The organism is Ensifer sp. NPDC090286, assembly GCF_044769565.1.
Lineage (GTDB): Bacteria > Pseudomonadota > Alphaproteobacteria > Rhizobiales > Rhizobiaceae > Ensifer.
The window spans coordinates 299236-312476 of sequence record NZ_JBIVYF010000006.1 but is presented as its reverse complement, the minus strand read 5'-3'; the positions used below and the strand labels follow the sequence as shown (position 1 = coordinate 312476).

The 13241-nt window shown below is 64.0% G+C and carries 6 protein-coding genes; all 6 read right to left on the bottom strand.

Features of this window, described 5'->3' with window-relative positions; genetic code table 11:
* Positions 1–34: 34 nt before the first annotated feature.
* Positions 35–2245 (bottom strand): 1,4-alpha-glucan branching protein GlgB, encoded by a 2211-nt coding sequence (gene glgB / locus ACIQUG_RS28260; protein WP_402325560.1) that lies wholly within the window; start codon positions 2243–2245, stop codon positions 35–37.
* On the bottom strand, positions 2242–4707 hold the full coding sequence (locus tag ACIQUG_RS28255; RefSeq protein ID WP_402325558.1) for a glycogen/starch/alpha-glucan phosphorylase: 2466 nt from the start codon (positions 4705–4707) through the stop codon (positions 2242–2244). Before ACIQUG_RS28255 ends, glgB begins: the two co-directional genes overlap by 4 nt.
* A gap of 204 nt (positions 4708–4911) precedes the next feature.
* Positions 4912–6189, bottom strand: coding sequence for a pilus assembly protein TadG-related protein (locus ACIQUG_RS28250; RefSeq protein ID WP_402325702.1), 1278 nt, complete (start codon positions 6187–6189; stop codon positions 4912–4914).
* A gap of 217 nt (positions 6190–6406) precedes the next feature.
* A complete protein-coding gene (locus ACIQUG_RS28245; RefSeq protein ID WP_402325556.1) occupies positions 6407–7285 on the bottom strand; it encodes a transglutaminase domain-containing protein in 879 nt (292 codons plus the stop codon).
* A gap of 2 nt (positions 7286–7287) precedes the next feature.
* A complete protein-coding gene (locus tag ACIQUG_RS28240; RefSeq protein WP_402325554.1) occupies positions 7288–9696 on the bottom strand; it encodes a circularly permuted type 2 ATP-grasp protein in 2409 nt (802 codons plus the stop codon).
* A complete protein-coding gene (locus ACIQUG_RS28235; protein WP_402325553.1) occupies positions 9697–13023 on the bottom strand; it encodes a DUF2126 domain-containing protein in 3327 nt (1108 codons plus the stop codon).
* Positions 13024–13241 lie beyond the last annotated feature (218 nt).

Here is a 13241-nt window from a genome sequence, read left to right as displayed (position 1 = left end):
CCCGCCCGCCCCTTCGGCTGGCGGATCGGATAAATTACTCCTGTTCCAGCATCAGTGTCGCCAGCGGCGGCAGGGTGATGTTGGCCATGATCGCTCCTGTGCTGTTCTTCTCGGCAAAAACGGCGCCGCCGTTGCCCTTGCCGCTTCCTCCGTAGATTTCCGCGTCGGAGTTCAGGATCTCCTTCCAACGACCCTTGACCGGCAGCGGGATGGCGTAGCTTTCCCGGTACACGGGGGTGAAATTGGTGATGACGGCAACGAGCTTTTCGCCGGGCGCCTTGCGCAGCCAGGCAAATATGGAGTTGTCGCGGTCGTCGGCCAGCAGCCACTCGAAACCTTCGCCCTCGCAGTCCCGCGCATGAAGGGCGGGCTTGGCCCGGTAGGTGCCGTTGAGGTCACGCACCAGCCGCCGCATGCCTTCGTGCAGGTGGTATTCGAGCAGGTTCCAGTCGAGCGCGCGGTCTTCGGACCATTCGCGCCATTGCGCGAACTCCTGGCCCATGAACAGCAGCTTCTTGCCCGGATAACCCCACATGAAGGCGTAATAGGCGCGGAGATTGGCGAACTTCTGCCAGTCGTCGCCGGCCATCTTGGCGATCAGCGAACCCTTGCCGTGCACGACCTCGTCATGGGAGAGCGGCAGCACGAAGTTCTCGCTGAAGGCGTAGAGCAGGCCGAAGGTCAGGTCGTTGTGGTGGAACTTGCGGTGCACCGGCTCGCGCGACAGATACTGCAGCGTGTCGTGCATGAAGCCCATGTTCCACTTGAAGCCGAAGCCGAGCCCGCCGGCGTGAACCGGATGCGAGACCTTCGGCCAGGAGGTCGATTCCTCGGCGATCGTCAGGATGCCGCCATGCAGGCCGTAGATCTGGGTGTTCATCGTCTGCAGGAAGCGAACCGCTTCGAGGTTCTCGTTGCCGCCATACTCGTTCGGCACCCACTCGCCATGTTTGCGCGAGTAGTCGAGATAGAGCATCGAGGCGACCGCATCGACGCGCAGTCCGTCGACATGGAATTTTTCCGCCCAATAGAGCGCGTTGTTGACGAGGAACGACAACACTTCCTGACGCCCGAAATTGTAGATCGCCGTGTTCCAGTCGGGATGAAAGCCCTGGCGCGGGTCTTCGTGTTCGTAGAGCGCGGTGCCGTCGAACCAGCGCAGCCCGTGCTCGTCGGTGGGGAAATGCGCGGGTACCCAGTCGAGGATGACGCCGAGGCCAACCTTGTGGCAGCCATTGACGAAACGGGCGAAACCTTCGGGCTCGCCGAAGCGGGCGGTCGGCGCATAGAGGCCGGTCGTCTGGTAGCCCCAGGACGGGTCGAAGGGAAATTCCGAGATCGGCAGGAACTCGATATGGGTGAAGCCCATGTCGACGCAGTAGGGGATCAGCCGGTCGGCAAGTTCGTCCCAGGAGAGCATGTCGCCATTGTCGCGGCGTTGCCAGGAGCCGGCATGGACCTCGTAGATCGAGATCGGCTGGCGCCTCGCGTCGGCAGACGCCCAATGCTTGCGGTGCGCCTCGTCGTCCCACACCTGCGCGATTTCCGGCGTGGTGACGGAGGCGGTGTTGGGGCGCAGCTCGGAGCGCCGGGCAAAGGGATCGGCCTTCAGCGGCAGTAACGTGCCGTTGCGGTCGAGGATCTCGTATTTATAGGCAAGGCCACCTTCAACGCCGGGAATGAAGATCTCCCAGATGCCGGTATCGGCGCGCAGCCGCATGACGTGCCGCCGGCCGTCCCAGTCGTTGAACTGGCCGACCACCGAAACGCGCTTGGCATTCGGCGCCCAGACGGCGAAATGATAGCCATGGGCACCGTCATGCTCGATCGCATGGGCGCCCATCTTGTCGAACAGCCGAAGATGCGAGCCCTCGCGAATGTAGTAATCGTCCATCGGCCCGAGCACCGGCCCGAAGCTATAGGGATCGACCACCACCCATTCGCCGCCCTGATTGCGGGCGCGGTAGCGCACCGGCTGCGGCTTTTTCAGGGAGACAGGTCCCTCGAAGAAACCGGCATCGTCGCGCCGTTCGAGCGTGCCCAGTTCCTTGCCGGCAAGCGTCTCTACGGTCACCGTCTCGGCATCGGGGATGAAGCAGCGCGCAAGGATGGCCTTGCCGGCGGGGTGCACGCCGAGAACCGCGAAGGGATCCTCGTGCGTGCCCGAGAGGATGGCCGCGATATCCGGCGCTGACAGCAGACCTGAAGCTGCGGGTTCCGGGTCCTTGCCGGCCGAAGACGTCATCCGGCTCTCCAGATTTCCCCGGCATATTGCCGGATGGTGCGGTCGGACGAGAACCAGCCCATCCGTGCCGTGTTGCGGATTGCCTGTGCTTGCCAGTCGGACGGCGTCGTCCAGAGCTGGTCGAGCTCGCGCTGCGCCTTGGCGTAGGCTTCGAAATCGGCAGCGACCATGAACCAGTCGTGATTGTAGAGGCCCTCGATGAGGCCGGCGAAGCGGTTGCGGTCGTCGGGCGAGAAGACACCGGAGGCAATCGCCTGCAGCGCTTGCGACAGCTCGCGCGAGCCTTCGATGATGGCGCGCGGATTGTGCCCCTCGGCTCGTGCGCGCGTCACCTCTTCCGCGGTCATGCCGAAGATTTTGATGTTTTCCTCGCCGATCCAGTCGCGCATTTCGACATTGGCGCCGTCGAGCGTGCCGATCGTCAAGGCGCCGTTCAGCGCGAACTTCATGTTGCCGGTGCCCGACGCTTCCATGCCGGCCGTCGAGATCTGCTCGGAAAGGTCGGCAGCGGGGACCATGATCTCGGCAAGCGAGACGTTGTAGTTCGGCACGAAGACGATCTTTAAGAGGCCGCGCACCGCCGGGTCGTTGTTGACGACACGAGCGACGTCGTTGGCGAGTTTGATGATCAGCTTGGCATTGTGATAGCTCGGCGCCGCCTTGCCGGCGAAAAGCTTAACGCGCGGGACCCAGTCGAGTTCCGGATGCGAGCGGATCTGGTCGTAGAGCGCCACCGCTTCGATGATGTTCAAGAGCTGGCGCTTGTATTCATGGATGCGCTTGATCTGGATGTCGAACATCGCCGACGGGTCGAGCCGGATGCCGAGACGGCTCTGCACGAGCTGGGCAAGGCGCACCTTGTTGGCGCGCTTGACCGCGGCGAAGTGCTCCTGGAAATCCGCCTTGTCGGCGAAGGCGTCGAGCGCCTGCAGCGCCTCGGTATTGTCCATGAACTCGTCCCCGATCGCTTCGCGGATCAGTCCGAAGAGACCGGGATTGCACTGCATCAGCCAGCGGCGCGGGGTAATGCCGTTGGTCTTGTTGTTGATGCGGTCGGGATAGAGCTTGTGCAGGTCGGCAAACACCGTTTCCTTCATCAGCTCCGTGTGCAGCGCCGAAACGCCGTTGATCGAGTGCGAGCCGACGAAGGCGAGGTTGCCCATGCGCACCCGCCGTTCGCCGCTTTCGTCGATCAACGAGATGTTGCGGATCTCGTCGTCCGTCGCGCCCTTCTGGCGGCGGGCCTCGATCAGGATCTTGGCGTTGATCGCATAGACGATCTGCATGTGGCGCGGCAAAAGCCGTTCGATCAGCGGCACCGGCCAGCTTTCGAGCGCTTCGGGCAAAAGCGTGTGGTTGGTGTAGGAGATCGTGCGGCGGGTGATGTCCCAGGCCTGCTCGAAATCGAGACCGTGCAGGTCGGTCAACAGCCGCACCAGTTCGGCAATCGAAATGGCCGGGTGGGTGTCGTTGAGCTGAATGGCGACGGCATCCGGCAGCGAGCTGAAATCGGGATATTGCTGCAGGTGACGACGCAGGATGTCCTGCAGCGAGGCCGACGAGAAGAAATATTCCTGGCGCAGCCGCAGTTCCTGGCCGGCGGGCGTGGCGTCAGCCGGATAGAGAACGCGGGTCAGGCTTTCGGCCTTGTTGCTTTCCTTGAGCGCGCCGATGTGGTCGCCGGCGTTGAAGGCCGCAAGCAGGATCGGGTCGATCGGCTGCGCGGTCCACAGGCGCAGCGTGTTGACGCGTTTTGCCCGCCAGCCGACGGCAGGCGTGTCGAAGGCGGTGGCGATGACGCGCTCGGCCGGTTTCCAGACGAAGCGCTGGATTTCTTCGTCGATATTGGCCGTTTCGACCACGCCGCCGAAGCCGATTTCGTAGGAGCTTTCGCGCCGTTCGAATTCCCAGGGGTTGCCGTGGGCAAGCCAGGTTTCCGGCAGCTCCACCTGCCAGCCGTCGGCCATCTGCTGGCGGAAGAGGCCGTGCATGTAGCGGATGCCGTAGCCGTAGGCCGGCACGTCGACGGTCGCCATCGATTCCATGAAGCAGGCGGCCAGTCGTCCGAGACCGCCATTTCCAAGCGCTGCGTCCGGCTCGAGCTGGGCGACGACGTCGATATCGACACCGAGCGAGGCGAGCGCATCGCGCATCTCGTCCATCAGGCCGATATTGGTCATCGCATCGCGCATCAGCCGGCCGATGAGAAACTCAAGCGAGAGGTAGTAGACGCGCTTTGCACCGGTTGAATAGGTCTTGCGGGTGGAGTCCATCCACTTGTCGGTGATGCGGTCGCGCGCAACCAGGATCGCCGCGGTCAGCCAGTCATGCGGCTTGGCGACCTTCGGGTCTTTGCCGATGCGGTACTTCAGACGTTCGAGGATTTCGACGGCGAGCTGGCTAGGTTCAGACGACCTTGGGGCGGGCTGCGGCACGTCGTTGGTGGAGAGCCTGTTCATCATGAAACTGTCTTTACCCTTTTGCGTTGGGAGATCGCAGGCCGGACCCGACCGGGGATAAAGGCAATTTATGCATCGATCCGAAGCGCTTGCAACAGATGTTTTTAAATGGATTAGACTTGCCTCAAACGGTGGAGAAGGCGTTCCGCCGAAACGCAAAATGCCGCCCGAGACAACCGGGCGGCATCGTCAGCGATGTGGTCTGTCTTACCGCGTCAGGCGTGCCATCTTGCCCGAGGTCGTGGCGCCGATTTCGCCGAAAACCTTGACCAGAGCTGCGGCATCTTCCGGCGACTTGTAGTCGGCGGCGCTGCTGGCACATCGGCTGAGCACCGACTTTCCCTGGATCGGCGCCATGAAGGCGATGGTGAAGACGCGGATGCCGGCGTCCTTGGCATCCTGGCACGCCTTGAGCGTTGCGGTGTCGGATTTGGAATCCTGGGCCGTGTATTTGTCGAGTTCCGGTTCCGGCTTTGGCGCCGCCGGGATGGTCAACGCCTTTCCTTCGAAATGTGTGTTCGCCCCATCGGTCATGAACACGATGTACTTTTTCGGTGTCAGGCCGTTGGAAGCCGTGTGCGCGTCGTTCTCGCTCTTGAGCTTCAGATCCGCGACGGCTTTGGCGAAGGCGCCGCTCGAATCCGTGCCGCCGTTCGCCTCCAGGTTCTTGACGTAGGTGCTGGCCTTCGTCGTGCCCCAGGCCAGTTTCTCTTCCGCGAAGATGGAGCTGCTATAGGAAACGGCGCCGACACGAACATACTTCTTATCGGGGTCCATCTCGGTCAGTGGCTTCAGCAACGTCTCAACCGCGGATTTCAAGGTCGTGATCTTGTCAATCATGCACGGGGTGGACGCCTTGACGTTGCTTTTGCCCCAATTGTCCGAGTTCCAGTTGACGCAGCTGGTCGTCGGCTTCTTTTCCACGTTCGTCGCGAACGCCATCGAGCCCGAGCGGTCGAGCACGAGATACATCGACATGGCGTTCTTGGTTTCCGTCGCGCTCTCGGCGATGGCAACCGTTTCCAGATTGACGGACTTCTGTCCGAGCAATCGCGTCATGGGGTTGAGCTGAATGGTCTGCTTGTTGACGATCGTGACCTTAAAGGCCTTGTCGCTCTTGCCGACCGGCGTGGTAACGATGTCGACCGTCGGCTGAACCTGGGTCTCCGTCGGATCGGTCACGCCGCCCGCCGAGGCTGTACCCATGCCCGGGTCGTTGCCGCCGGGCACATCCGTCGAACTTGCGGTCGACTGTGCCTTCAGGAAGTTCAAGGCGATTTCCTTGGCCTTCTCGGGCGTCAGTCCATCCTTGCTGGCAACCAATGCCGACGCAGCCGCAAGAGCCGCCGCATCGGCCGCATCCTGCATCTGGTTCTTCGTCGTCATCATGGTGGCCAGATCGACGGCGACGCCGCCGGCTGCCAAGACCAATGGCGCCGCGAGTGCAGCCATCACACCAAAATTGCCACCCCGGTCCTTGAGCATGGCTACGAAGGACCGGCCTACCGTGTATCGTCTTCCCATCTTTGCACACCCCAAAGGAACACGTTGCAAGCTTGGGGGCATCAATAGCGGCGATGGCTTACGATATCGTTCCGGCAATCCGTGCAATTTTAATGGATCGCCGGAAAACCAGTTGTTGTAAGGGGTTTTGCGGCATCCGATCTGTCCTGAAGCGGGAACTGGCCTGTGCCAAATCGGGTCACGGTACCGGAATGACGTCGACCGCCTGTTTCGTCGTCTGGCTGCCGTAGCTTTTCAGGACCCCGATGACGGGCGCGACATCGCCATAGTCGCGGCCATGGCCGACGACGATATGGTCGGTTCCAGCCGGAATATTGTTGGTCGGATCGAGTTCGAGCCACCCAGCGGTTGTGCCGCACCAGACGCGCACCCAGGCATGCATGGCATCGGCCCCTTCGAGGCGTTCCTTGCCGGGCGGAGGGATCGTCCTTAAGAATCCACTAACATATCCCGCAGGGATGCCGAGGCTTCTGAGCGCTACGATCATGACATGGGCGAAGTCCTGGCAGACGCCGCGCTTGAGCTTGAACGCTTCTGCCGGCGTCGTGTTCACGGTCGTCGCCTCGCCGTCATAAGTGAAGTCGCGATGGATGCGGTCGCACAGTGCGACGGCGATCTGGCGCACGGTCATCCCGTCGGTGACCGTGTCACGCGCATAGGCGGCGATTTCGGCGGCCTCGGGCAAGAGCGGGCTCGGGCCGGCGAAGTGGTGCGGAGCGTCGGCATCGACGGACCAGCAGGCGGCAAGCTCTGCCGGCAGGCCGGTAAGGTCGGGGGAAAAGTCCGCGGTCAAGGCCTGGGCCTCCACCTGCACGCGCGCCTGCATGCGGATCGTCAGGTCGGCATGCGAATTGCGAAAGAGGATCGACGTGAACGGGTTGGCGAAGAAGTCGATGCTCTCTGTGCGCTCGGCCGGCATGGGATGGCAGCTGAGCGAGCCGACGACGAGACGCTGGCGGCCCGGCAGCGTCGCCGGCAGCACACGCACCAGGTGGCGGCCGCCGGACACCGGCACTTCGTAGTCATAGGTGATCTTCAGGCTGATGTCGTAAAGCATGGCTAGCCGAGATAGGTGCGTGCGAGCAAATCGGACAGGCTTTCGAGATCCCGCTCCAACCGATTGTAGACGCCGAGGTTCATGGCTTCCGGTGTCATCACCGCCAGGCCCGAATGCAGCCGCATCGCCTCGCGGTAGAAGGGGGACATCTGTCCGTTGACGAAGGCGTTCGGCAAGAGCTCGACCTCGGTCTTGATCTCGTTCAACTGGTAAAGCACCGAGCGCGGATTGAGCGGGTCGAGCGCCAGGAGGTCGGTCACGGTCAAGGCGGCGGTGCTGACATTGTAGCGCCGGCGGTGGGTCATGACGCTGTCGCCGATTTCGAGGAGCATGTCATAGGCGCCGTCGGGTGCGTCCGGCCCCGACATGTGGCCGAGCAGCCGCGTCATGTGCAGGCCGCGCTCGATGTAGCGGCCGATCGAAAGAAAGCGCCAGCCGGTGAAGCGGTACATGTTTTCATGCACGAGACCGGCAAAGCCGGCGAGCTTGCGCAGGAGCACGGTGATCGCCCGCGTCGCGTCGTCGCCGGCCTGCACCGTCGCGTGGAACTTGCGCGCCGTCTGCGACAGATCGTTCAGCGCCAGCCAGCCGTCCGGAGAGAAACGGTCGCGGATGTTTCCAGCGCTGAAGAGCGCGCTGGAGATATTGGCAAGCAGGCTGTCGGGCACCGGCTGGCGCGCATCGATGTCAAGAGCGGCGAGATAGTCGCCGACATCCTTCAGGAGCGGCAGGTCCGGATCGGCGGTTTCGGCAAAGCGGCCGTGCCAGGCGCGCAGGATGCGAAGCGCCCCTTCCGCACGCTCGATGTAGCGGCCGAGCCAGAAGAGATTGTCGGCCGCCCGGCTCGGCAAGCTGCCCGGCATGTTGCGGGTGAAGCTCTCCTCGGCCGGAAGCAGCGTCGTGCGCTCGACCGGCCGGTCGCTGACAATCCAGACGTCCGCGGCGGTGCCGCCCGCCTGCATCGCGATCGCAGCGACATCGTCACCAGAGCCGATGCGGGCAAAGCCGCCCGGCATGATCTGCCAGCCGTCGCGGGTGCGCGCCGCAAACACGCGCAGGCTCATCGGCCGTGGCGTCAGCCGGCCGCGCACCCAGGCGGGGGTGGTCGAAAGCGTGACCACTTCCTGGCCCACGAGCTTGCCGCCCTCGGCGCAAAGCCAGTCTGCGATCGAGGCCCGGGCCTTCTCATCGAGCGTGCGGCCGAGCACCGACTGTCCATTGTCGTCGAAGAAGGGGCGGGTCTGGTAGGCGGGGCCGATGACCATGCGGTCGAGGTTGGCGGCGACCTGTTCGCGTTCCGCGCTTTGGCCGCACCACCAGGTGGCGATCGAGGGCAGCTTCTGCTCCTCGCCCAGCAGATGACGGCAGATCGCCGGCGTGAAGGCGAGGAAAGCGCGGGTTTCGACGATGCCGGTGCCGAGCGCGTTGACGATCGAGACCGATCCGGCGCGAAGCGCCTCGACGATGCCGGGCGTGCCGATATGGGAGGACTGATTGAGTTCGAGCGGATCGGCAAAGGCGGCATCGAGCCGGCGCCAGAGTACGCCGATGGGTTTCAGGCCAGCGACGGTGCGCACCATCACCCGGCCGCCGACCACGGTCAGATCCTCGCCTTCAAGCAGCATGAAGCCGAGATAGCGGGCGATATAGGCATGTTCGAAATAGGTCTCGTTGGCGATCCCCGGCGAAAGGACGGCGATCCGGTCGTCCGGATGCAGCCGGCGGCTCTGCAGCGTGTCGCGGAACTCGCCGAAGAAACCGGCCAGCCGGTGGACGTGGCTTTCGGCGTAGAGATTGGAGAAGGCGCGCGTGGTCGCGACCCGGTTTTCCAGGGCGAAGCCGGCGCCGGAGGGCGCCTCGGTGCGATCGGACAGCACCCACCAGTTGCCGTCGGGGCCGCGGCCGATCTCGAAGGAGACGAAATGCAGGAAGTGGCCGTCGGCGGGCTTTACGCCGACGAGCGGGCGCAGAAACTCCGGATTGGAGGCAACGAGCGCCGGCGGCAGCAGCCCCTCGCGCACCAGCCGGTTCTCGCCATAGATGTCGGCGACGACCTTTTCCAGCAGCTCGGCGCGCTGCACCAGGCCTTGCGAGACGTGCGCCCATTCCTTTTCGTCGATCAGAACCGGAATGTGCGACAGCGGCCAGCTGCGCTCGGAACTCTCCTTGGCGCCATAGACGCGATAGAACACCCCGGCATCGCGCAGATAGCGGTCGGCGCGGGCGAAGCGGTTGGCAAGCTCGGTCTCGTCGAGCCGCCCAAGCGTCGCGAGCAGCCGCTGCCAGACCGGGCGGACATTGCCTTCCTGGTCGAGCATTTCGTCGGCAATGCCCGATAGGGCCCGGTAGCCGAAGACCGGATCGTCGTCGGTGCCCGGATGGCTTGCGGCGGCTGTCTGCTTCTTCGGCATTTACGCTCCTGGTGGACGCCTGAGATCAAGCGTCATCGGGAATTCCGTCGACGGGCATTCGGGGCGCAGCGGGTAGCCTCCGGGCGTATGGCCCCAAGGCTCGAACCGCGACAGGCGCCGCGCCTCCGCCTCGTTGCCGTTGACCGGAAACGTGTCGTAGTTGCGCCCACCCGGGTGGGCGACATGGTAGATGCAACCGCCGATCGCCCGATTCGACCATGTATCATAGATATCGAATGTAAGGGGAGTGTTGACCGGCAGCAGCGGGTGCAGCCCGGACGCCGGCTGCCACGCCTTGTAACGCACGCCGGCCACCGCCGCGCCGTTCGGACCGGTGCGTGTGAGCGGCACGGGTCGACCGTTGCAGGCGACCGTGTAACGTTCGGGATTGGCGGTATCGAGCTTGACCTGAAGGCGCTCGATCGAGCTGTCGACATAGCGCACGGTGCCGCCGATCGCGCCCTGTTCGCCCATGACGTGCCAGGGTTCGAGCGCCTGGCGGATTTCGAGCTTTGCCCCCTCGTATTCGACCTCGCCGCAGAAGGGGAAGCGGAACTCGAGCTGGGCCTCGAACCATTCCGGCTTCAGATCGAAGCCATGGGTTCTGAGGTCGGCGAGCACGTCGAGAACGTCGTGCCAGACATGATGCGGCAGCATGAAACGATCGTGTAGCGTAGTGCCCCAGCGCACGAAGCGGCCGTCGACCGGGTGCTTCCAGAAGCGGGCGATGAGCGCGCGCACCAGCAATTGCTGGGCAAGCGACATGCGGGCGTTCGGCGGCATCTCGAAGCCGCGGAACTCGACGAGGCCGAGGCGGCCGGTCGGGCCATCGGGCGAGAACAGCTTGTCGATGCAGATTTCCGCGCGATGGGTGTTGCCGGTGACATCCACGAGCAGGTTTCGGAACAGCCGGTCGACGAGCCACGGCAGGGGCGGCGGCGTTGCAGAGCCGGGCATCGGCACCTGCGCCAGCGCGATTTCGAGCTCATAGAGCTGGTCGTGGCGGGCCTCGTCGATGCGCGGCGCCTGCGACGTCGGGCCGATGAAGAGGCCGGAAAACAGGTAGGAAAGCGAGGGATGCCGCTGCCAGTGAAGCACCATGCTCTTCAAGAGATCCGGGCGGCGCAGGAACGGGCTGTCATTGGGATTGGCGCCGCCGACGACCACGTGGTTGCCGCCGCCGGTGCCGGTGTGGCGGCCGTCGATCATGAACTTGTCGGCGCCGAGCCGGCTCTGGCGCGCCTCCTCGTAGATCGCGGTCGTGATATCGACGCAGTCGCGCCAATGGGCGGCCGGGTGGATGTTGACCTCGATCACGCCGGGATCAGGTGCGACGCGGATGACGTTGATGCGCTCGTCCTGCGGCGGGGCATAGCCCTCGATATGCACAGGCAGGCCAATGGCGGCAGCGGCGCGTTCCGCAGACGCGATCAAGTCGAGATACTCCTCGATGCTTGCCGTCGGCGGCATGAAAACGCAGAGCCTGCCGTCGCGCGGTTCGACGCTGATGGCGGTGCGCACCAGGCCGGCGATTTCGTCCCGCGCGACCGGCAGCGGTGTCTCCGGCGCTTCCAAGGGTTGGAAGCGTGCCTGTTGCGGCCGGCTGATCTCCTCGGAGAAATCCGGCAGGTCGTCGCGCGGCAAGGTCGGGTCGAGCGGGTGGATATAGGGAAACTGCGAGGGCGCGATATAGGGCAGAGTGCCGAGCGGCAGGCGATAGCCGACGGGGCTATCGCCCGGCACGAGGAAAAGCCGACCGCGGCGGGTGCTCCACTTCTCGCTCATCCATTGTCGTGCGGAGGCCTGGGCGTTCCAGGCCTGGACCGGCAGAACGTAGCCGGTCGGCGTCGTCAGCCCGCGCTCGAAGACACGTGCCATGCGGCTGCGTTCCTCCGGGTCCTTGAGCTTCGAATTGGCGGGATCGACATTGTCCGGGAGGTTCGCCTCCTTCAAGAGCCATTCGGCCGGGTCCTCGAAGGCGGGCACCACCATCTCGGCCGCGACATCGAGCTCGCCGGCGATCGCGTGCAGCAGGCGTTCGGCATCCTTTTCGGTCACGTCGTGCCGGCCGGCTTCCTCGGCGATGAGATCGGGCCGGCTCCAGATCGGCACGCCGTCCTTGCGCCAGTAGAGCGAGAAGGTCCAGCGCGGCAGGCTTTCGCCGGGATACCACTTGCCCTGGCCGTAATGCAGGAACCCGCCGGGCGCGAAACGCTCGCGCAGCCGGCGGATGAGATCGTCCGCCTTCTCGCGCTTGGTCGGGCCGACGGCGGCGGTGTTCCATTCTTCCGCCTCGAAATCGTCGATCGAGACGAAGGTCGGTTCGCCGCCCATCGTCAAGCGGACGTCGTTTTCCTGCAGCACCCGGTCGACGCTTTCACCGAGCGCATTCAGCGCCTCCCAACTCTCGTCAGAGAACGGCTTGGTGATGCGCGGGTGCTCGGCGACACGCTTTACCTTCATGTCGAAGGCGAAGTCGGTTCGGGTCTCGGGATCGCCGAAGAAGCCGCCGGAGATCGGCGCGGCGTTTCGATAGTGCGGCGTTGCTGCGAGCGGAATGTGGCTTTCGCCGGTCAGGAGGCCCGAGGTCGGGTCGAGCCCGACCCAGCCGGCGCCGGGCAGATAGACCTCAGCCCAGGCATGCAGGTCGGTGAAATCGTGGTCGGTGCCGGAGGGGCCGTCGAGGGCTTTCAGATCGGGTGTCAGCTGAATAAGATAGCCGGAGACGAAGCGGGCGGCGAAGCCGAGATTGCGCAGGATTTGTACGAGCAACCAGCTGGAATCGCGGCACGATCCTCTCGCCGATGTCAGCGTCTGCTCCGGGTCCTGCACGCCCGGCTCCATGCGGATGACATAGCCGATTTCCTGCTGCAGACGCGCGTTGAGCCCGACGACCATGTCGATGGTGCGCTGGCGGGAACGGTCGACCGTTGCCATGAAGGCCGAGAGCGCCGGGCCGAGCGGCTCCGGAGTCATGTAGATCCTCAGATCGTCGCTGAGCTCTTCGGGGTAGGCGAAGGGCCAATGCTCGGCCTCTTCCTCGACGAAGAAGTCGAAGGGGTTGTAGACCGTCATGTCGGCAACGAGATCGACTTCGATCTTCAGCTCGCTCACCGGATCGGGAAAGACGAAGCGGGCGAGGTAGTTGCCGTAGGGGTCCTGCTGCAGGTTGACGAAATGGTTGCCGGGCGAGACCTTCAGCGAGTGGCTGATGACCTTTGTCTTGGAGTGAGCGGCGGGCTTCAGCCGGATGATCTGCGGCGACAGCCTGACGGGACGGTCATAGGTGTAGTGGGTCAGGTGATAGATACTGGCCTTGATAGACATGCCGGATTTGATCCCCCTGCAGCATGTTTCCTTAAATCACCTTCGATTTAAGGACCAAAACATGCTGCCCTTCTAAGTGCGACAGCGGCCTTAGCGCGCCTTCGGCGCGCGGCGCTGTTGTGGGAGGTCTGGTGCCCCCATCGCGACGAAGTTTGTGCAATGCAAATCGAGAATGCAAGCGCGAAAGCGTGCCTGGAAAATCGAGGCAGCGCAGTGCT

What these genes read in the sequence shown, in the direction of transcription:
- glgB (WP_402325560.1), bottom strand. Translation starts at nt 2,245, where the DNA reads ATGACGTCTTCGGCCGGCAAGGACCCGGAACCCGCAGCTTCAGGTCTG.
- ACIQUG_RS28255 (WP_402325558.1), bottom strand. Translation starts at nt 4,707, where the DNA reads ATGATGAACAGGCTCTCCACCAACGACGTGCCGCAGCCCGCCCCAAGG.
- ACIQUG_RS28250 (WP_402325702.1), bottom strand. Translation starts at nt 6,189, where the DNA reads ATGCTCAAGGACCGGGGTGGCAATTTTGGTGTGATGGCTGCACTCGCG.
- ACIQUG_RS28245 (WP_402325556.1), bottom strand. Translation starts at nt 7,285, where the DNA reads ATGCTTTACGACATCAGCCTGAAGATCACCTATGACTACGAAGTGCCG.
- ACIQUG_RS28240 (WP_402325554.1), bottom strand. Translation starts at nt 9,696, where the DNA reads ATGCCGAAGAAGCAGACAGCCGCCGCAAGCCATCCGGGCACCGACGAC.
- ACIQUG_RS28235 (WP_402325553.1), bottom strand. Translation starts at nt 13,023, where the DNA reads ATGTCTATCAAGGCCAGTATCTATCACCTGACCCACTACACCTATGAC.